The 18539-nt window shown below is 64.3% G+C and carries 21 protein-coding genes; 6 read left to right on the top strand and 15 right to left on the bottom strand.

The window, feature by feature from the left end:
* Positions 1 to 90: 90 nt before the first annotated feature.
* Positions 91 to 636 (top strand): YidB family protein, encoded by a 546-nt coding sequence (locus tag IC232_RS32920; protein WP_190846464.1) that lies wholly within the window; start codon positions 91 to 93, stop codon positions 634 to 636.
* Between the two features lie 9 nt (positions 637 to 645).
* On the opposite strand, the gene IC232_RS18550 is transcribed toward IC232_RS32920, so the two are convergent.
* Positions 646 to 1770, bottom strand: coding sequence for a GGDEF domain-containing protein (locus IC232_RS18550; protein WP_190846463.1), 1125 nt, complete (start codon positions 1768 to 1770; stop codon positions 646 to 648).
* Positions 1771 to 1962: 192 nt separating this feature from the next.
* Between IC232_RS18550 and IC232_RS18545 the strand changes: the two genes are divergently transcribed.
* Together IC232_RS18545 and IC232_RS33285 are read left to right on the top strand one after the other, a co-directional pair.
* Positions 1963 to 2514: a DUF2231 domain-containing protein gene (locus IC232_RS18545; protein WP_190846462.1), complete on the top strand. Its 552-nt coding sequence runs from the start codon at positions 1963 to 1965 to the stop codon at positions 2512 to 2514.
* 58 nt (positions 2515 to 2572) lie between these two features.
* Complete coding sequence (locus tag IC232_RS33285) at positions 2573 to 2863, top strand: porin (protein ID WP_409564938.1); 291 nt, start codon at positions 2573 to 2575, stop codon at positions 2861 to 2863.
* 30 nt (positions 2864 to 2893) lie between these two features.
* On the opposite strand, the gene IC232_RS18535 is transcribed toward IC232_RS33285, so the two are convergent.
* Together IC232_RS18535 and IC232_RS18530 are read right to left on the bottom strand one after the other, a co-directional pair.
* Positions 2894 to 3217, bottom strand: coding sequence for a hypothetical protein (locus IC232_RS18535; protein WP_190846460.1), 324 nt, complete (start codon positions 3215 to 3217; stop codon positions 2894 to 2896).
* 240 nt (positions 3218 to 3457) lie between these two features.
* Positions 3458 to 4279 (bottom strand): hypothetical protein, encoded by an 822-nt coding sequence (locus IC232_RS18530; RefSeq protein ID WP_190846459.1) that lies wholly within the window; start codon positions 4277 to 4279, stop codon positions 3458 to 3460.
* A 469-nt stretch (positions 4280 to 4748) separates the two neighbouring features.
* Between IC232_RS18530 and IC232_RS18525 the strand changes: the two genes are divergently transcribed.
* Positions 4749 to 4904 (top strand): DUF1127 domain-containing protein, encoded by a 156-nt coding sequence (locus IC232_RS18525; protein ID WP_190846458.1) that lies wholly within the window; start codon positions 4749 to 4751, stop codon positions 4902 to 4904.
* A gap of 67 nt (positions 4905 to 4971) precedes the next feature.
* Here the strand turns inward: IC232_RS18525 and IC232_RS18520 are convergent, their stop codons facing one another.
* Positions 4972 to 5730, bottom strand: coding sequence for a glucose 1-dehydrogenase (locus IC232_RS18520; RefSeq protein WP_190846457.1), 759 nt, complete (start codon positions 5728 to 5730; stop codon positions 4972 to 4974).
* A gap of 86 nt (positions 5731 to 5816) precedes the next feature.
* Here IC232_RS18520 and trmFO point away from each other — a divergent pair, with 86 nt between their 5' ends.
* Positions 5817 to 7235 (top strand): methylenetetrahydrofolate--tRNA-(uracil(54)-C(5))-methyltransferase (FADH(2)-oxidizing) TrmFO, encoded by a 1419-nt coding sequence (gene trmFO / locus IC232_RS18515; protein WP_190846456.1) that lies wholly within the window; start codon positions 5817 to 5819, stop codon positions 7233 to 7235.
* 270 nt (positions 7236 to 7505) lie between these two features.
* Here the strand turns inward: trmFO and IC232_RS18510 are convergent, their stop codons facing one another.
* The 5 genes from IC232_RS18510 to yajC form a co-directional block, all read right to left on the bottom strand.
* A complete protein-coding gene (locus IC232_RS18510; protein WP_190846455.1) occupies positions 7506 to 8348 on the bottom strand; it encodes a phytoene/squalene synthase family protein in 843 nt (280 codons plus the stop codon).
* Positions 8349 to 8735 (bottom strand): Mth938-like domain-containing protein, encoded by a 387-nt coding sequence (locus IC232_RS18505; RefSeq protein ID WP_190846454.1) that lies wholly within the window; start codon positions 8733 to 8735, stop codon positions 8349 to 8351.
* Positions 8736 to 8739: 4 nt separating this feature from the next.
* Positions 8740 to 9678, bottom strand: a complete 939-nt coding sequence (gene secF / locus IC232_RS18500; RefSeq protein WP_190846453.1) for a protein translocase subunit SecF — start codon at positions 9676 to 9678, stop codon at positions 8740 to 8742.
* 12 nt (positions 9679 to 9690) lie between these two features.
* Positions 9691 to 11298, bottom strand: a complete 1608-nt coding sequence (gene secD, locus IC232_RS18495) for a protein translocase subunit SecD (protein WP_190846452.1) — start codon at positions 11296 to 11298, stop codon at positions 9691 to 9693.
* 86 nt (positions 11299 to 11384) lie between these two features.
* Entirely contained in the window at positions 11385 to 11717 is a 333-nt protein-coding gene (yajC, locus tag IC232_RS18490; protein WP_246812278.1) for a preprotein translocase subunit YajC, read from the bottom strand.
* A gap of 202 nt (positions 11718 to 11919) precedes the next feature.
* On the opposite strand from yajC, the gene IC232_RS18485 reads away from it, so the two are divergent.
* On the top strand, positions 11920 to 12795 hold the full coding sequence (locus IC232_RS18485) for an ATP-binding protein (protein WP_190846451.1): 876 nt from the start codon (positions 11920 to 11922) through the stop codon (positions 12793 to 12795).
* Positions 12796 to 13022: 227 nt separating this feature from the next.
* Here IC232_RS18485 and IC232_RS18480 read toward each other — a convergent pair whose 3' ends face one another.
* The 6 genes from IC232_RS18480 to tatB all read right to left on the bottom strand — a co-directional run bounded on the left by IC232_RS18480 (position 13023) and on the right by tatB (position 18519).
* Positions 13023 to 14054, bottom strand: a complete 1032-nt coding sequence (locus IC232_RS18480; RefSeq protein ID WP_312895195.1) for a peptidoglycan DD-metalloendopeptidase family protein — start codon at positions 14052 to 14054, stop codon at positions 13023 to 13025.
* A gap of 166 nt (positions 14055 to 14220) precedes the next feature.
* Positions 14221 to 14907, bottom strand: a complete 687-nt coding sequence (locus IC232_RS18475; protein WP_190846449.1) for a protein-L-isoaspartate O-methyltransferase family protein — start codon at positions 14905 to 14907, stop codon at positions 14221 to 14223.
* Positions 14908 to 14920: 13 nt separating this feature from the next.
* Positions 14921 to 15682: a 5'/3'-nucleotidase SurE gene (gene surE / locus IC232_RS18470; protein ID WP_190846448.1), complete on the bottom strand. Its 762-nt coding sequence runs from the start codon at positions 15680 to 15682 to the stop codon at positions 14921 to 14923.
* Between the two features lie 3 nt (positions 15683 to 15685).
* Complete coding sequence (serS, locus tag IC232_RS18465) at positions 15686 to 17047, bottom strand: serine--tRNA ligase (RefSeq protein ID WP_190846447.1); 1362 nt, start codon at positions 17045 to 17047, stop codon at positions 15686 to 15688.
* A 99-nt stretch (positions 17048 to 17146) separates the two neighbouring features.
* On the bottom strand, positions 17147 to 17950 hold the full coding sequence (gene tatC, locus IC232_RS18460) for a twin-arginine translocase subunit TatC (protein ID WP_190846446.1): 804 nt from the start codon (positions 17948 to 17950) through the stop codon (positions 17147 to 17149).
* The gene (gene tatB, locus IC232_RS18455; RefSeq protein ID WP_190846445.1) at positions 17947 to 18519 is read right to left on the bottom strand and encodes a Sec-independent protein translocase protein TatB; all 573 of its coding nucleotides are present in this window, start codon (positions 18517 to 18519) and stop codon (positions 17947 to 17949) included. The genes tatC and tatB overlap by 4 nt, the downstream gene beginning before the upstream one ends.
* Between the last annotated feature and the right edge of the window lie 20 nt (positions 18520 to 18539).

Genomic DNA, 18539 nt, shown 5'->3' with positions numbered 1-18539 from the left:
ATAGGCGGGGATCGGCCCCTCCTTCATGCTCAAGCTGAAACCCTCAGAGTTTCCTCCCGTTGAACCTTCTTGGAAACGAGGAGCGCTCACATGGGTTTGCTTGATCAGGTACTCGGCAACGTTCTCGGGGGACGCAGCGGCGGTCTCGGTGGTGGGATCGGCGGCCAATCGGGCGGCGGCGGCATGTCGCCCATCATGATGGCTGTTCTGGGCCTCCTGGCGCAAAGGGCCATGGGTGGCCGCGGCTCGTCCGGTGGGGGTCTTGGTGATCTCCTTGGCGGGGGCGGCCTCGGAGGAGTGCTGGGAGGCGGATCGGGCGGCCTGCTCGGCGGCTCGGGCGGAGGCCTGAACGGCGGCATGCTGGCAGGTGGCCTTGGTGGGCTTCTCGACAGCTTCAACCGCTCCGGTCACGGCGACATCGCCAATTCCTGGGTCGGCACCGGCGACAATCAGCCGATCGCCCCCAACCAGCTCGCGGACGCCCTCGGGCCGGACACCGTCAACGAGCTGTCCCAGCACACTGGCATGCCCCAGCAGGATCTCCTGTCGGAGCTGTCGCATGTGCTGCCTGGCGTCGTCGATCAGCTCACACCGCAGGGACGCTTGCCGCAGGAGCATGAGCTAGACCGCTATTAGCGCGGGTGCTTAGGCGGCCACGACCATGTTGCGGCCGCTTTCCTTCGCGCAGTAGAGGGCTTGATCAGCCCGGCGGAGCAGATCCTCGGTGCTCGCCCGGGGAATGGTTGCGCACCCGATGCTGACGGTGACGTCCTCATTGCCGCCGAGATCCGCCTTGCCGGCTGCGGAAAAGGCGTCCCGGATCGCCTCTGCAACCGAAGCGGCGTCACGAGAACCCATCGGAAGGATGGCGGCGAACTCCTCTCCCCCCAGCCTGCCAAAGCTCCCCTTCGGCAGCTTCTCGGTCAGGATGCCGCCGAAAATGCTCAGGATGCGGTCGCCGGTAGCATGCCCATGGCGGTCATTGATAGCTTTGAAGTTGTCGAGATCGAACAAGAGACAGCTGGCGGGACGGCCATTCAGCCGATCCAACAGTTTGGACGCAGCCTGAAGGAAGGCGCGTCGGTTGGGAATCCCGGTGAGATCATCGACGAGAGCCGCCCGCATATAGTCGAGTTTCAGGCGCTCCTTCGCCATGGACAGGAACATGAAGGCGAGCGTGGGTCCAAACACCACGAGGAAGAGAGCCATTTCCGAGGACCAGCGCCGGGCGAAGGTATCGATCCAGGGAACCGATGTGAGAGAGATGCCGAGCAGCCCGCGCAAGAGATTGAAGACCGCTAGGCTGGACAGGAGAAAGACCGCCACACGCTGCGAGGCAAGCGCCTGCGCCGCATGGCGCGCCAGCTCCCAAGCGGACAAGGCGGCATAAGCACCTGTCAGCAGAGACGCCAGGATGAGCCGATATCCCTGCGAGTCGTAGATGAAGGGAAAGGCGCCTATCCAGACAGCGACACCCGCACCACCGTGGAGCAGAATGCCCGGACGCTTGTTGAAGACCCTGCAGCCAACATAGATAGCGCCGTAGGACAGGATCCCGAGCGCATTCGCCAGCAGGAGAACCGGATATCCCGGCGGTCCCTTGCCCAGATTGGCCCAGCCGATACCGACGGCAATTAGACAGAAGGCCGTTCCCCACCAGGCCAAGGCACTCAACTGGCGATTCAATGTCCATGAGAAGATCAGCAGCGTGCCAAGGACGCACGACAGCAGGATGAAGGCGACAGTGAGCGTAGCGGGATCAAGAACCATCAGAGCAGCTGTCCTGCAGTTGGCCAGACTGCCGCAGAGATGATCCGGCAGGACATTCCCCTCCGGAATGCAGGGCTACGCTATCTCTGACCGTCGCCCGAATGTCCAGCCGCAACGGGTGTGACGTATGAACCGGAACGAAGAATAAGCCTAAGCATTTTTCCTCAAGCCAAGCATTAGGAGGAGCGTGTCATGGGCCGGTATCATCGTCATGGGGTGCAGAGCACGGCAGCCATTGCCGGACATCCGCTTCACCACATGCTTATCGTCTTCCCAGTGGCCTTCCTGATCGGAGCCCTGGGAACGGACATCGTCTTCCTGGGAACGCAGGAGGTGTTCTGGGCTCAGGCGTCCTACTGGCTGCTCATTGCCGGAATCGTCACCGCGCTCGTGGCTGCGGTTCCCGGTCTGATCGACTTCGTGACCATCGACCGGGTGCGCAATGTGTGGGTGTCATGGGCCCACATGATTGCCAATCTCGTCGTCGTGGCTCTTGCCCTCGTCAATGTGGGCGTTCGCCTGGATGATCCGGCCGCCGGGGTTCAAGGTTGGGGCGTGTGGCTGTCCGGCATCCAGACGGCCCTGCTGCTGTTCAGCGGCTGGCTCGGCGGCGAGATGGCCTACCGTTACGGCATTGGCGCCATTCAGGACTACAGCCCCAAAGCCGAGCAATTCCACGTGGAAGTCGACCGCCCGGACGTGGCGGAGCAGTACGGCCGCCGGAGCGGGTCGGGCGGGCTCTAAGGAGTACCCGCATCCATCACTTGCCTCTCGAAGCGGAGCCGCTAAGCTCCGCTACATCATGAAGCGTTTCTCAATAGCTATTGCTTTGATGGGCCTGGGCCTGGCGAGCCAAGCCCAAGCTTCTCCCTGTCCTCCTGGCTTTTCCATGCTCCAAGCCTCGGATACCTGCGTGCGGATCAGCGGAACTGTCCGGGCCGATGCCGTTGCTGGTTCGGGGCGGCATGGCGGTTCCTATCGGAACCAGTCAGGTGCACGCGTCCAGATCGATGTGAGAAAGCAGACCGAATACGGCCCTCTGCGCGCCGTTATCGCGGTTGGAAACCTGCGCGGCGGCAGAGGCCAAGAATAAGGCGCCCGAAGGCGCCCTTATGTCGACAGGTTAGTAATCGTAGTTGTCGTAGTATTCTTCGCGGTAGTAGTTCCGCCTTGGGGCTTCGTAAGTCCCATAGGCAGGCCGCTCATAGGTGCGGTAGGCCGGGCGGGCCGTTGCAGCGAGCGCGCCGCCGAGAATGGCGCCCGTTACACCGGCTGCAATGGCAGCGTTGTTATTGTTGCGACGCTGCACGGCATAACGCTGAACCTTGTAATTCTTCTGGTGCCCATAGGCGTGGCCCTTGCCCTTTCCAGGACGGGCTTCGGCGGCACCGGCGAAAGAGGTTGCAGCCAGAAGGGCTGCGCTGATGACAACAAGAGCCTTCTTCATAGATCTACTCCAGAACAGTTTCGTATATAAAGTCCAGCTGGAGCAACGGTTCCGAAATATTCAACTGGATAGACGCCGAGGAGCATCAAAATCCCCAGCAGTAGAGCACCTTTGTTCCGATATGCTGCGCCCAATTTTGAATTATCCTTCCAAGCCGGAAGTACACATTCGTTGACAGATCATAAGAACACAAAAAGAGGGCCAGTTGCCGGCCCTCTTTCTTGCGCTACGGTGACCAGATTACTCGCTGGTGCTCGTGCTGCTCCCCGACGATGAACCGCCCTGCTGCGGACGAACGGTCGTGGAGGAGTTGCCCGAACCCGATGTGTTGCTGCCCGTGTTGCTGTTCACATCCGTGCGGCTGCGGGTCGAGACGGTGCCGGTGGTCTCCGGAGCGCTCGAACGGGTCCGGCTGGTGGAGACATTCACGTCATTGGAACGGCGCTGCTCCACGGACACGCCAACGCTCGGCGAGGTATCCTGAGTCCGGCGGATCGTCGTGCGGCGGTTGACGGAGACGCTCGGCTCGTTGACCTCCTCGTAGCGGCGCACGGTCCGGCGACGGACCTCCACCGGCTCGTCGACAACCTGATAGCGGCGCTTCTTCGAGACGACCTTGTTGGTCCTCTTGGTCTTCTTCACCGCAACCTTCTTGCTGGGCTTCTTCTTGACCACCGTGCGGCGCACCTCGGTGTCCGGCTCCTCAATGGAGGTTATGCTGCGGCGGCGGGTGACGGAGACGCTCGGCTCCTCGACTTCACGCACCGTGCGGGAGCGAACGGACACGCCGGAGCGCTCACGGGTTTCGATGCCGACGCCCACACGGGTATTGCCCTCTTCGCGGGTGCGGACATTGGTCTGCGTGCCCGACGACTCGCTGCGGTTTGCGCCGGTGGTCTCGGTCCGGCTGCTGGTCCCGGACTGATTGCGCAGCAGGTTGTTCGAGTCCGAGGACTGCGACTGGGAGGTCGTGCTGGTGCTGGTGTTGGTCTGGGTCGACGTCTGGGCATAGGCCGCGCTGCTCAACAAGAGAAGGGCGGCTCCAAGGGCGATTTTCTTCACGGAACCATCTCCATTACTGCAAAGGTGCAAGGTGAACGCAGACCTTTGAAGACTGTTCCAACGATCAGGAAGCAACGCCGGATCTCTGATAAGTCGTGCAGTGAGATGAACATTTGTTCAAAATGCTACATAGGCGCATCAATGCTTATGGGGGCCTCGAACCACTCTGAAGATTTCCATGCAGCCCTGAAGAACACGGAGGCGAGCGCCTCGCTCACCCCGAACGCCGGCACATAGCCACGCTCGTGGAGCCGTTCGGAGGAACGCGTGGAAGGCACACCCCATCCCCTTGCAGGCATGCTTGGTGGACAGTGCCGTTAACCCGTCGTTAGCCCGTTATGCTACTAAAGCATAACAGCCCTACACTATTACCACTCCTCTTCGGCACCGCACACACCTATATCCGCACTGCACACGCAAGAACAAAAGCCACCGGCCACAGGGGCCGGTCACTGATCAGGAGATTTCCATGTTCGTGTCTTACATTCTCTCTAAGTTCCGCGCCTATATGCGTTATCGCGACACTGTCCGCGAGCTTTCGCTCCTTTCGGACCGCGAACTCGACGATCTCGGCATTTCCCGCTTCCAGATCGAGAACATCGCTCGCGAGCACGCTGCCGCGTAAGCTTCTGCAGCACCGCAGCATAAGGCCCTCGCCCGCCATTGGCGGGCGTTTGCTTGTCTGGAGGTCTTCAGCGCCCGCCGGAGACCGGAATATTCGCTCCGGTGATATAGGACGCAGCATCGGACATCAGGAACAGCACCGCTTCGGCGATCTCTTCCGGCTCCCCGATCCGGCCAAGTGGAATATTCGGCAGCAGCCGCTCCAGGCGGCCAGCGTCCTGGGTGCTGCGCTCGTGGATCTCGGTCTTCGTCATGCCGGGTGAAACCGCGTTGACCCGTATGCCCTCTGGCGCCAGCTCCTTGGCCATCCCGATCGTCAGCGAGTCGATGGCGCCTTTCGAGGCGGCGTACCAGACATATTCGTTGGGGCTGCCGAGTGAGGCTGCCACCGACGAGATGTTGACGATGCTCTTGGGGCTGTCGCTCGGGCCTTTCGGCAGCCGGCGCGCTGCCTCGCGCGCCACCCACAGGGCTCCCAGAACATTGATGTCGATGCAGTCCCGGATCGTCTCGCCGGAGGTCTGCGCCAGCTTGCCGGACTTTCCCGTAATCCCCGCGTTGTTGACCACATGCGAGATCGCCCCCAGGGCGGCCTCGGCGTCATCGAACAGGCGAACCACGTCAGATTCGACAGCCACGTCGCCCTGGCAGGCCACCGCTTTCGCTCCAGCCCTGCGGCAGGCGGCAAGAACCTGTTCGGCAGCCTCACGCTCCGAGCGGTAGGTAATGGCGACATCATAACCGCGCTCGGCTGCAAGCTGCGCCACCGCAGCCCCTATGCCGCGGCTTCCGCCTGTAATAAGGACGACCGGACGCCTGGGTTGCATGGCGTTGACTACCTTTCCAAAAGCAAGCCGGCTCAGCTTGACCAGGGCTCCCGAGGGAGTCAACAAAGCCGCTCGGGAGAATGACCATGAGCACCATCGAACCCATTCACGTCATCGGCGGCGGCCTCGCCGGTTCGGAAGCTGCCTGGCAGATCGCCCAGGCCGGTGTTCCTGTCGTGCTGCATGAGATGCGCCCTGTTCGCGGCACCGATGCGCACAAGACCGACGGCTTGGCCGAACTTGTCTGCTCAAATTCCTTCCGCTCTGACGACCCGGAGACCAACGCAGTCGGTCTGCTGCACCAGGAGATGCGCTCCCTCGGCTCGCTCATCATGGCCAAGGGCGATGCCAACCAGGTGCCCGCCGGCGGCGCCTTGGCTGTCGATCGCGATGGCTTCTCGGCGGCCGTGACGGCTGCGCTCGAGGCTCATCCCCTGATCACCATCAACCGGGGCGAGATTGCGGGCCTGCCGCCGGAGGATTGGTCCTCGGTGATCGTCGCCACCGGCCCCCTCACCTCGCCGGCTCTGGCGCAGGCCATCCTCGATCTCACGGGCGAGACGTCGCTGGCCTTCTTCGACGCCATCGCGCCCATCGTCTACCGCGAGTCCATCAACATGGACATCGCCTGGTTCCAGTCGCGCTACGACAAGGTCGGGCCCGGCGGCACCGGCAAGGATTACATCAACTGCCCAATGACCAAGGAGCAGTACGAGGCCTTCATCGACGCGCTGATCGCCGGCGACAAGACCGAGTTCAAGGAATGGGAGGCCAACACCCCCTATTTCGACGGCTGCCTGCCCATCGAGGTGATGGCCGAGCGCGGCCGCGAGACCCTGCGCCACGGCCCCATGAAGCCGGTGGGCCTCACCGATCCGCGCAATCCGGACAAGAAGCCCTACGCCATCGTGCAGCTGCGCCAGGACAATGCGCTCGGCACCCTGTTCAACATGGTGGGCTTCCAGACCAAGCTGAAATACGGCGCCCAGAGCGCGATCCTGCGCATGATCCCGGGCCTGGAGAACGCAGAGTTCGCGCGCCTCGGCGGCATCCACCGCAACACCTATCTCAACTCGCCGAAGCTCCTCGACTCAACGCTGCGCCTGAAGGCGATGCCGCGCCTGCGCTTTGCCGGCCAGATCACCGGCTGCGAGGGCTATGTGGAGAGCGCAGCAGTCGGCCTGATGACCGGCCGCTTCGCCGCCGCCGAGCGCCTGGGCCGCCCGATCCAGCCCCTGCCGCACACCACGGCGCTGGGCGCGCTCATCAACCACATCACCGGCGGCCACATCGAGACCATCGACGAGGGGCCGCGTTCCTTCCAGCCGATGAACGTCAATTTCGGCCTCTTCCCGCCGCTGGCCCAGGCTCCGAAGGCCGAAGACGGCAAGCGCCTGCGCGGACCGGCGAAGGCCGTCGCCCGGAAGAAGGCACTGACGAATCGGGCACGAGGCGATCTGGCGGTTTGGATGTCGGGCGGTGTGCTGCCTCAGGCCGCGGAGTAAGCCCACACGGTCATCCCGGACGCCATAGGCGACCCGGGATCGCGAGCAGGACGTGGTGCTAGAACCTCAACGTTGTCATCCCCGCGCAGGCGGGGATCCATAACCACGACATTTCAAGAAGAGGCGATCAGCGTCACGCCTCGTTCTGCATCGTGGGCGGTTATGGATCCCGGGCTCTGCTGCGCAGCCCCGGGATGACAGTGCTGGACTGGTTTGTACGATCCCGGATCGGCTGCCCCGTCCGGGATGACACCAGAGGGCACGGCGCTCCTAAAACGGCCCGCGCCAGAGCGCCCAGATGCGCCGCCATTGGGGCAGTTCCACCACTGTGTGGAACGGGTCGTAATCCCGCCGCTCCATGGCCTTGAGATAAGGCTCCACCAGCGCAATGGATTGGAACGCAGGCTTGGCGCCATTCGGGATTGTTGAGCGCAGAGCCCGCGCCTGCTCGAGATGCCTGCGGGCGACGGCGCGAAGATCGGCGAGCGCCCCTTTGAGTCCTGGCCCGCCACGTCCTGTGACGATGTCGTCGCGCACCACACCGTGTTTGGTCAGAATATCGGCAGGCACGTAGACCTGTCCCTGACGGGCATGGATTGGGAAAGCGCGCAGCAAGCCTGCGATGGCGTAGGCGACGCCGGCATGTCCGGCGGCATCGGCCGTGCCGGGATTTGCTCCGTTCGAGAGGATGAGGCTCGAGAGCTGGATCAGGCTCGAAGACGTCTCGCCGCAATAGCCTTCGAGGTCGTTGAGGCTCGGCATCGGATCCTCGTAGAGATCGAAGATCCTGGCATCGATCAGGTCGACCAGCGACTGGCGCGGCAGGCGGAACTGGACGATGGTGTCGTCGAGCGCGGCAGCAACGGGATTGGCCCGCACATCCCCCCGCGCTTCGCCCTGCAGAGCATCGCGCCACCATTGCAGGCGGATCTCGCCGACGAGCGCCTCACGCACCGCCTCGCGTACGCGGGCGATCTCGAAATTGAAGGCATAGAGGGCGTAGAGATGTGGCCGCTTGTCGGCGGGCGCGAACAGGCTCGCCCAGTAGCGATCCGGATCGGCTTCCCGCACGAGGGCTTCGCAATAGGCGAAGTTGGCAATCGCTTCTGCCATTTAAGGGACGGCGATCAGCGCGGCGCCAACCTTGCGGTTCTCGGCGAGCAGGATGTTGTAGGTGCGTGCGGCTGCCCCGGTCTGCATCACGTCGAGCCCGATTCCTGCCTCGCGAAACCGATTCCGAAACGCGACCGGCAGCGCCGCGATGTCGACGCCAGTGCCGAACAGCAGGAGCTCGAGCGCGTCGCCCTCGGCGAAGATCGGATCGAGCACATCGTCCGTGAGCTCCGCCATGGACGCGACCGGCCATGCCCTCACCCCAGACGGCAGCGCCAGCAGAGAGCCGCGATGGGACATGTCGGCGAAGCGGAAGCCGCCGTTGCCGTAGGCATCGAACTGAAAGCGGCCTGGCAGGAACCCGTCGTAGACGCGGCCAGAGCTCATGATCTTACTCCGCTGCGGCGGCCCTGCCCTCTGGAACCTTCACGGCTTCCGAACCGCGCAGGCCGATATAGATCAGCATGGGAGACGAGATGCAGATGGCCGAATACGTACAGATGACGACGCCGTAGAGCATGACCTGCGCGAAACCCTGGATCGCCTGGCCGCCGAACAGCACCAGCGCGAGAAGCGAGAGCGCGGTGGTGGCTGCCGTCATCACCGTGCGGGACATGGTGTGATTGATCGACAGGTTCAGCAGCTCTTCGGCCGGCATGGTCTTGTAGCGGCGCATCAGCTCGCGGGTTCGGTCGAACACCACCACCGTCTCATTGAGCGAATAGCCAACGATGGTGAGGATCGCGGCAATCGAGGTCATGTTGAACTCGTGGCCGGTGATCACGAAGAAGCCGATGGTGAGCACGATGTCGTGCAGGGTGCCGATGATCGAGGCGATCGCCAGTTCGCGCTCGAAGCGGAACCAGAGATAGAACAGCACCGCGATGACCGAGAGCACGACGCCGATGGTGCCGGACTGCACAAGCTCACCCGAGACGCGTGGTCCCACGGTTTCGACGCGGCGGAACTCGTAATCGCCATTGAAGGTGTCGCGCGCTTTCTGCACGACGGCAGCCTGCGCTGCCTCGCCACCTTCCTGAATGGGGAAGCGCAGCGAGACTTCACCGGCCGTGCCGAATTCCTGCACCTCGACGTCGCCGAAGCCGAAGCCCTCGGCGGTCTGCCGGATCTGGCCGACATTCGCCTGGCCGGACTTGGCCTGGATTTCCATGAGCGTGCCGCCCCGGAAGTCGATGCCGAAGTTGAGGCCGCCGGATAGGAGGATCACGGCGGTCAGGATCGAGATCACAGCCGACAGCGGGAAAGAGAAGCGCCGGAAGCGCATGAAGTCGAAATGGGAGTTTTCGGGCCAGAGGCGAACGAGGCGCACGATACGCACTCCTTAAAACGGAAGAACTTTGGGACGCATCCAGTGATACCAGAGCGCAATCATCATGCGCGTCAGGGTCACGGCGGTGAGAACCGTCGTCAGGATGCCGAGGATGAACACGACCGCGAAGCCGCGCACGGGGCCGGAGCCGAGGAAGAACAGGATCACCGCCGCGATGGCCATGGTGCTGTTCGAGTCCACGATGGTCGCGAAGGCCCGGTCGAAGCCGGCCTGAATGCCCGACACGATGGACCGGCCGGCACGAACCTCTTCGCGGATACGCTCGTAGATCAGCACGTTGGAATCCACCGCGGTGCCGATGGTGAGCACGATGCCGGCGATGCCCGGCAAGGTCAGCGTGGCCTCCAGCACCGACATGAGGCCGAAGATGAGACCCACATGGACAATCAGTGCGATGTTCGCGAAGAGGCCGAAGAGGCCGTAGGTGGCGAACATGAAGATGATCACGAAGATGGCCGCCACATAAGTGGCCATCTTGCCGGCCTCGATGGAGTCGCGTCCGAGGCCCGGGCCGACCGTGCGCTCCTCGACGATTGTGAGCTTGGCCGGCAGCGCGCCGGAGCGGAGCAGCACGGCGAGGTTGTTGACCTGCTCGACCGTGAAGCTGCCCGAGATCTGGCCCGAGCCGCCGGTGATGGGCGACTGGATCGTCGGAGCGGAGATCACCTGGTTGTCGAGGACGATGGCAAGCTGGCGCCCGAGGTTTTCCGTGGTCGCCTGACCGAAGCGCTGTGCGCCGCGAATGTTGAAGCGGAAATTGACGATGGGCTGGTTGGTCTGGGTGTCGAAGGCCGGTTGCGCATCGATCAGGTCGCCGCCCTCGGCAATGATCCGGCGCTCAACGGGTACCCGCTGGCCGCCCGCATCCTGCATGGGCAGCATATCCACGTCGGTGGCGCCTTGCTGCGCGAGCAGGCGGAACTCGAGATTGCCTGTCTCGCCCAGCAGCGCCTTCAGCTGCTGCGGATCCTGGAGGCCGGGAACCTGGACGAGCACGCGGTCGGCGCCCTGGCGCTGAATGCTGGGCTCGGTCGTGCCGGTGGCGTCCACGCGGCGGCGGATAACCTCGATGGACTGGTCGACGGCGCGGCGGATGCGCTCATTGGTGCCGATCTCCGAATAGGTCAGCGTGATCACGCCGTCCGGAGTCGTGTTGATGTCGATGGTGTTGCCGCCGGCCTGGCCCAGCATGGCATTGCCGGTGGGCTGGGCCAACTCCCGCAGACGCGGCAGGAGCCGGTCGCGGTCGGCGGCATCCGGCACGCGGATCTGCACGCCGCGCTGGACGGTCTGAATGCCGTTCTGGGACGAAACACGGGTGTCGCGCAGGATGCGGCGGACGTCGTCGCGCAGGGTCGTGACCTGCACGCGCATCAGGTCCTGGGCATCGACCTCGAGCAGAACGTGGGATCCGCCCTGCAGGTCGAGGCCCAGCACGATGGCGCGGGACGGCACCAGCCAGGACGGTACCCAGCCTGGGATGGCATTCAGGAAGGCCTGACGCTGCTCGCGGTTCATGGTGCTCGGAACCGCCAGGAGCAGGCCGATCACAATAACCGCCACCGTGGCGATGATCTTCGATCTTGAGAAGCGCAGCATCGTCAGCTCAACCTTTCACACTCTTTTGCCGCAGCGGGCTGCGGCGAACCGGCCCATCCGCTTAAGGAGGGCCGGCCTTGTCTCATTCAGGCCTTGACCGGCTCGCTCTTGGAGCGAACGTCGGAAATCATGGCCCGGGCCACCTTCACCTTCACGCCGTCGGCGATCTCGACCTCGATGTCGGCCGCGTCCTCGGTCACCTTGGTGACCTTGCCGATGATGCCGCCGGAGGTGACGATCGTGTCGCCGCGGCGCACGTTCTTGATCATCTCCTGGTGGGTCTTCACCCGCCGCTGCTGGGGCCGGATGATCAGGAACCACATGATGACGAATATGAGGATGAACGGGACGAATTGAAGGATCATCTCCATTCCGCCGGCCGCGGGGGTCCCTTGTGCGTAGGCTGGTGAAATGAACAAGCGGCTCTCCATGGATAAAGGCGCGTGGCAGGCCTTTTTCGGGCCTACCCGCGCCGGACGGGATTCAAAGCGTGGCGGACTATACCCATCGACTCCACGAAATCAATGAAGTCGCAGGGATTTCCAGAGCTGCTTGCATGGACCGTTTGACGCTTTCTGCGCTAAGCAGTGCCTTTCTGCCTCTTTGAAGCCTGAGCTTGATATGTCCGCAGACCTCAATTCTCCTGAATCCCTGGCGCTTCTGACCCGCATTGCCGATGCTCTTGAAAGGCTCACCCCTACCGGGGCCGCTCACGCCGATTTTACGACAGCAGACGCCTTCGTCTGGCAGGCGGCGGGCCGCAGGCTCTCACCCGTACAGAGGGTGAACCGGGTCGAGATGAGCCTCCTGCGGGGCATCGACCGGGTGCGGGACCACCTTGCGGAGAATACAGGACGCTTCGCCAGGGGGCTGCCGGCCAACAACGCCCTGCTCTGGGGTGCACGGGGCATGGGCAAGTCGTCCCTGGTCAAGGCGGTCCATGCGGAGATCAACCACACAAGGCCCGGCGATTCCCGCCCCCTGAAGCTCATCGAGATCCACCGGGAGGACATCGAGACCCTCCCCGACATCATGGGACTGCTGCGGCCCGACCCGCACCGCTTCATCGTGTTCTGCGACGACCTGTCCTTTGACGCGGACGATACCTCCTACAAGTCGCTCAAGGCCGTGCTGGAGGGCGGGATCGAAGGGCGGCCCGACAACGTGATCTTCTACGCCACGTCGAACCGCCGCCACCTCCTGCCCCGCGACATGATGGAGAACGAGCGCTCGACCGCCATCAATCCGGGAGAGGCCATCGAGGAGAAGGTCTCGCTGTCGGACCGCTTCGGCCTCTGGCTCGGCTTTCACAAGTGCAGCCAGGACGAATATCTCGACATGGTCTTTGGCTATGTGGACCATCTCGGCCTTAAGGCCGACCGCGACGCGATCCGCGCAGAGGCGCTCGAATGGGCCACCACCCGCGGCGCCCGCTCGGGCCGCACCGCCTGGCAGTTCATCCAGGATCTGGCGGGGCGCCTGGAACAAGCGATCTGAAAAAGATTTATCTGGACCATTTCCCTACGTGTCATTCCCGGCCGAAGCGCAGAGGAGGGGAAGGGAATCCATGGCACTGAGCGTGTGAGTGGATCCCCTTCCCTCGCTGACGCTCGCCGGGGATGACACTGGAGCCACCAGCATGAAAAAGGGACGGTGGCTGAGCTCCACCGTCCCCTCATTTGACCGGCCCCGAAGACGAGATCCGGCCTAAACTTCTCTCGCGATCAGCCGCCGAGATGCTTCAGCGGATCGACGGGCTGTGCGCCCTTGCGGATTTCGAAGTGCAGCTGCGGCGAGGTCACGTTGCCGGTCTGGCCGGAGGTTGCGATCACCTGGCCGCGCTTCACCTGCTCGCCGCGCTTCACGTTCAGCGAACCATTGTGGGCATAGGCCGAGACAAAGCCGTTCTCGTGCTTGATCAGGACGAGGTTGCCGTAGCCCTTCACTTCGCTGCCTGCATAGGTCACGGTACCGGCTTCGGCGGCCTTCACCGGCGTACCTTCGGGAACGGCGATGTTGATGCCTTCGTTGCCGCCATTGGCGCCGAACCCGGCGATGACGCGGCCGCGGGCGGGCCAGCGGAAGTCACCAGACACGCTGGCGGTGGCTTCGGGCTCCGGCGCGGGAGCCTTCGCGGCCTCCGGCTGCGCGGCAGGAGCAGGAGCCGCCGGCACAGGAGCAACGGTCTTGACCGGCTCAGGCTGGGTGAGAGCCGCCACCTTGGGCTGCTCCACGACCGGCTTCGGGGCGGAAACGAGCGGCTTCGGAGCCGTGACGAGAGGCTCGTCCGTGGCAGAGGCGACCTGCATGGGAGCCGACTTCACGGGAGCCGGAGCAGCGGGCGCGGGAGCCTGCGCCGTCGTGGTCATGCCGGGACGAACGCGACGGGCGGGCTCGGCGGCTGCGACAGGCGTTGTTGCGGCCGGGACCTTGGACGTATCGACGAGGCGGAACTTGGGCTGGGCCGAAGCGGTCTGAACGGCCGGCGCGGGGCGCGGCTGAGTGGGCGCGGGAGCCGAGGCGATGCGGGTGGGCTGCGACAGGGGCTGGGCCTGCACCGGCGGCAGGGCCTGAGCCTGGACCGAAGGGGTCGGCATCGGGGCAGCCGCGTAGGACGGGGACGGCTTGGGCTGCGAAGGAGCCGTTGCGCCGGTGTCCACCCGCTCGCTGGCGGCGAATGGATTGGAGAAGGGGTTCTCCGCAAACCGCGCACTGTCGGTACTGCATGCCGCAGCGGCACTCCCGATCAAAACCACCAGAGCGATCCGAGACACCGCAGTCCAATGTCCAGAACTCACACGCAAACGCATCACTCAACCCCAACCGAACGCAACTCGATGGAGCGATTAAAAGCCTGTTCAGGTTAAGCAACGGTTGATGGTGCGCACTTTCTCGTAACCTTGTCGAAAAATTTCGAATCCGTCAGAGAGTTGCCGCAATGCCGGTGACGAGAGGGGAAATTCGCAACTGCGCGCCAAGGCTCTGCGTGAGCTCCCCGTCGGCGTTGCGCTCGACCTTCACGAGGCGGGGCATGCCCTCGACGGTCAGCGCTCCCACCAAGCGCCCTCCGGGTCCTAAGAGCGGCATCAACGCTTCCGGAAGCTCCGGGCGTGCGCCGTTCAGCAGAATGCGATCGAACCGGTCCCGCACCCGTGTGGCAAGCCCGTCGCCCACCTCCAGGCGAACCTTGCCCGCCTCGACGATCTTGAGGTGTTGCGCTGCTGCTGCCGCCAGCGTGTTGAAGCGCTCAACGCTCGTGACCTCTGCCCCGAGCCGCGCCAGCAGCGCCGTCACGTAGCCGCTGCCCGTTCCTACTTCCAGCACGCGCTGACCGGGCTGCACGCCCAGCGCCAGCAGCATGGCGGCCACCGTTGCGGGGCCGGTCATCGTCTGGCCGCAGGGCAGCGGCAGGGCCACGTCGGTGCGCGCGAGATCGGTGAAGCGGCGCGGGGCAAAGACCTCGCGCGGCACGAGTTCCATGGCCCGCAGAAGAGCCGTGTCGCGGATGCCCTTCGCACGCAACGACAGGATGAAGGACGCCGCCCCGATCGCTGCCTGCTCGCCGCGGGCATCGTCCGCCTCGGGCCAGTATGGCAGATCCTGGTTCATCGCGCCTGCATCCTCAGCCGAAAGCCTGCGCGTAGCGGGTCAGGGTCGGCTCGTCGGTCATATCGATGCGCAAAGGCGTGACGGCGATGCGCCGGTTGGCGATGGCCCAGAGATCCGTGCCGTTGCCCGGCGTGAAGGGACGGCGCTCGAAGGCGATCCAGAAATAGGGATTGCCGCGTCCATCACGGCGCTCGTCGAGGCGCAAGAGTTCCTGCGTGCGCTGGCCCTGATTGACGAGAGACGTTCCCTCGACCTCGTCCGGTTCGCAATCCGGGAAGTTCACGTTGACGAGGATGCCCTTGTCGATTCCGGCTTCGAGAATCCTGCGCACCACCTTGGGGCCGTGATGCTCGGCGCATTGCCAGCGCGGCGTCTCGCGCGTGGTCGGGCCATAGGCCTGCGAGAGCGCGATGGATGGAACACCGAGGATCGTGCCCTCGATGGCGCCCGCCACTGTGCCGGAATAGGTCACATCCTCGGCCACGTTCTGGCCGCGGTTCACGCCGGAGAGCACGAGGTCGGGCTTGGCGTCCCGCATGAGGTGGCGCACGCCCATGATCACGCAATCCGTCGGCGTGCCTCTGACGGCGAAGTGCCGGCTGGAGATTTCGCGCAGGCGCAACGGATCGTTGAGCGAGAGCGAGTGGGCGACGCCGCTCTGATCCGTCTCGGGTGCGACGACCCAGACATCGTCCGACAATTCGCGCGCGATCGCCTCAAGAGTTTTCAGCCCCGGAGCGTGAATGCCGTCGTCGTTGGTACAGAGAATACGCATGCTTTATGCCTGACGCTCGATGCGGGTGAGACCGCCCATATAGGGCTGCAGAGCCGAGGGGATCGTGACGCTGCCGTCCTCGTTCTGGTAGTTCTCCAGCACGGCCACCAGCGTGCGGCCGACCGCCAACCCGGAGCCGTTAAGCGTGTGCACGAAGCGCGGCTGCTTTTCGCCGGCGGCGCGGTAGCGGGCGTTCATGCGCCGCGCCTGGAAGTCGGAACAGACCGAGCAGCTCGAAATCTCGCGATAGGCCCCCTGCCCCGGCAGCCAGACCTCGATGTCGTAGGTCTTGGTCGAGGAGAAGCCCATGTCGCCGGTGCAGAGCGTCATGGTGCGGAACGGCAGCTCCAGCCTCTTCAGCACGTTCTCGGCGCTGGTGAGCATGCGCTCATGCTCGTCGGCCGAGGTCTCGGGCGTGGTGATCGAGACGAGCTCGCATTTCACGAACTGATGCTGACGGATCATGCCGCGCGTGTCGCGACCGGCAGAGCCCGCCTCGGCGCGGAAGCTCGGGGTGAGCGCGCTGAACCGAAGCGGCAGCTCCTCCTCGGACAGGATCTGCTCGCGCACGAGATTGGTGAGCGTCACCTCCGCGGTCGGGATCATGCCGTAGCGGGTGTCCTTGATCATCTTGGCGATGGCATCGCGCGGCTGGCCCTCAAGGGCTGCGGCAACAACCTGCTCAAGCGAATTGCCCGGGAAGGCCCAGAACTGATCGTCCTCAAACTTCGGCAGCTGTGCGGTGCCGAACATGGCATCGTCGCGCACCAGCAGCGGCGGGTTCACTTCCGTGTAGCCGTGCTCATTGGTGTGCAGGTCGATCATGAACTGGCCAAGCGCCCGCTCCAGGCGCGCGAGACCTGCTTTGAGCACCACGAAGCGCGAGCCCGAGAGCTTCGCGGCCGTCTCGAAATCCATGAGGCCGAGGGCTTCGCCGATCTCGAAATGCTGCTTGGCGCTGTTCGACATCCGGGGCGTACCGACCCGGTGACGCTCCACGTTGCCATGCTCGTCGGCGCCAACAGGCACATCCGGCTTCGGAATGTTCGGAATGGCCGCGAGAGCCTCGAACAGGGCCTTCTCGGCCACGCGCTCGGCCTCTTCAAGCTCCGGCATCGTTTCCTTGATCCGGGCGACCTCGGCCATCAGCTCACTCGCCCGCTCCTCGTCCTTCTTGGCCTTGGCCTGGCCGATCTCCTTGGACATGGCATTGCGGCGCTCGGTGGCGGCCTGCAGGGCCGAGATGGCGCTCTTGCGCTGGTCGTCGAGGGCGATGAGGTGGGCGGACAAGGGCTCCATGCCCCGGTTCCGGAGGCCTTGGTCGAAAGCCGCGGGGTTCTCGCGGATGGAACGGATGTCGTGCATGGGATGAGGACCTGCTTCGTCAGGCAGCCCCGCCCCGATGACAAGACCGCTCCTTCAACGTGTGCCGAGGGTGGCGGCCGGTGGGAGGACCCGCAGGCCCTACTCCTCTGCCGCGCGCGCGGCCTCGGCTGCCGCACGCTTCTTCTCGACCATGCGGACGGAGAAGATGGATGCCTCGTAAAGAAGCAAGGTGGGGACCGCAAGGGCGAACTGGCTGATCACGTCCGGCGGCGTGAGAACCGCCGCGATCACGAAAACGATCACGATGGCGTAGCGCCGCTTGTCCTTCAGGAACTGCTCATCGATGATCCCGGCTCGCGCCAGCAGGGTAAGGATCACCGGCAGCTGGAAGCAGATGCCGAAGGCGAAGATCAGGGTCATGATCAGCGACAGGTACTCGCTGACCTTCGGCAGGAACTCGATGGTGGGACCGCTCTCGGTCGCCAGCTGCTGCATGCCCACGGAGAAGCGCATGAGGAGCGGCATGGCGATGAAATAGACGCAGGCCGCGCCGACGGCGAACAGGACGGGCGTCGCGACGAGATAGGGCACGAAGGCCCGCCGCTCGTTCTTGTAAAGGCCCGGCGCCACGAACTTGTAGACCTGCATGGCGATGACCGGGAAGGCCAGGAATCCCGCGCCAAAGGCCGCCACCTGGATCTGCGTGAACAGGTACTCCAGGCCGTGGGTGTAGACGAGACGCGCCGCCTCGGGCGAACCGACGGCCAGGACGTAGGGCCATACCAGCGCATTGTAGATGTACTTGGCGGCGGCAAAGCAGGCGAAGAACATCACCACGAACGCAGCCAGCGCCTTGAGGAGGCGCGAGCGCAGCTCGGTCAGATGCTCGATCAGAGGAGCGCGTGAGGACTCGACCTCGTCCTGTTCAACGGCAGTGGTCATCCGACTTTCGCGTCCGGTTTTTCTGAGAGTTGTTCAGCGAGAGCAGCCTGCTGGGCTTCGTACTCGGCCTCCCGCCGCAGGGACTCGGCGATCTCCGTTGCCGGGTCGACACTTGGCGGGAGCGGCAGGTCGACAAGCGGATCGGCGGGCGCAGGCGCCCGTCCCTCGACCACGGCCTGCACCGCGGTATCGGACGGCGCCTGAACTGCCGCTTGGGCGGACCCTTGGGCAGCCTCCGGATCGCTCTCCGGCTCGGGCGCCTTCTCCGGGGTCGCGACAGGCGCCTCGATGGAGGTTTTCAGCTCGTCCCGGATCGTCTGGATCGGGTTGAAGTTCGTGTTGAGCGATGGAACGGACTCGTTCACGCTCTGGAGCTGCTTCTTGACCTCGTCGAGCTCGGCCTCCCGCATGGCCTCGTTGAACTGGCCCTGGAAATCCGCCGCCATCCGGCGGACCTTGCTGGTCATCTGCCCCACGGTCCGCAGAGCCTTCGGCAGATCCTTCGGGCCGATCACGATCAGCGCGACGGCGCCGATCACCATGATCTCACCCCAGCTCATGTCCAACATGACGTGGCCTCGAACCTGCC

The sequence above is a fragment of the Microvirga sp. genome, from assembly GCF_014699075.1.
Classification (GTDB): domain Bacteria; phylum Pseudomonadota; class Alphaproteobacteria; order Rhizobiales; family Beijerinckiaceae; genus Microvirga.
Note: the sequence above shows the minus strand (reverse complement) of the source record. Positions and strands in the feature narration are given on the sequence as shown.

Coding starts and splice junctions, on each gene's coding strand:
- IC232_RS32920 (WP_190846464.1), top strand. CDS start 91: ATGGGTTTGCTTGATCAGGTACTCGGCAACGTTCTCGGGGGACGCAGC.
- IC232_RS18550 (WP_190846463.1), bottom strand. CDS start 1,770: ATGGTTCTTGATCCCGCTACGCTCACTGTCGCCTTCATCCTGCTGTCG.
- IC232_RS18545 (WP_190846462.1), top strand. CDS start 1,963: ATGGGCCGGTATCATCGTCATGGGGTGCAGAGCACGGCAGCCATTGCC.
- IC232_RS33285 (WP_409564938.1), top strand. CDS start 2,573: ATGAAGCGTTTCTCAATAGCTATTGCTTTGATGGGCCTGGGCCTGGCG.
- IC232_RS18535 (WP_190846460.1), bottom strand. CDS start 3,217: ATGAAGAAGGCTCTTGTTGTCATCAGCGCAGCCCTTCTGGCTGCAACC.
- IC232_RS18525 (WP_190846458.1), top strand. CDS start 4,749: ATGTTCGTGTCTTACATTCTCTCTAAGTTCCGCGCCTATATGCGTTAT.
- IC232_RS18520 (WP_190846457.1), bottom strand. CDS start 5,730: ATGCAACCCAGGCGTCCGGTCGTCCTTATTACAGGCGGAAGCCGCGGC.
- trmFO (WP_190846456.1), top strand. CDS start 5,817: ATGAGCACCATCGAACCCATTCACGTCATCGGCGGCGGCCTCGCCGGT.
- IC232_RS18510 (WP_190846455.1), bottom strand. CDS start 8,348: ATGGCAGAAGCGATTGCCAACTTCGCCTATTGCGAAGCCCTCGTGCGG.
- IC232_RS18505 (WP_190846454.1), bottom strand. CDS start 8,735: ATGAGCTCTGGCCGCGTCTACGACGGGTTCCTGCCAGGCCGCTTTCAG.
- secD (WP_190846452.1), bottom strand. CDS start 11,298: ATGCTGCGCTTCTCAAGATCGAAGATCATCGCCACGGTGGCGGTTATT.
- IC232_RS18485 (WP_190846451.1), top strand. CDS start 11,920: ATGTCCGCAGACCTCAATTCTCCTGAATCCCTGGCGCTTCTGACCCGC.
- IC232_RS18475 (WP_190846449.1), bottom strand. CDS start 14,907: ATGAACCAGGATCTGCCATACTGGCCCGAGGCGGACGATGCCCGCGGC.
- surE (WP_190846448.1), bottom strand. CDS start 15,682: ATGCGTATTCTCTGTACCAACGACGACGGCATTCACGCTCCGGGGCTG.
- serS (WP_190846447.1), bottom strand. CDS start 17,047: ATGCACGACATCCGTTCCATCCGCGAGAACCCCGCGGCTTTCGACCAA.
- tatC (WP_190846446.1), bottom strand. CDS start 17,950: ATGACCACTGCCGTTGAACAGGACGAGGTCGAGTCCTCACGCGCTCCT.
- tatB (WP_190846445.1), bottom strand. CDS start 18,519: ATGTTGGACATGAGCTGGGGTGAGATCATGGTGATCGGCGCCGTCGCG.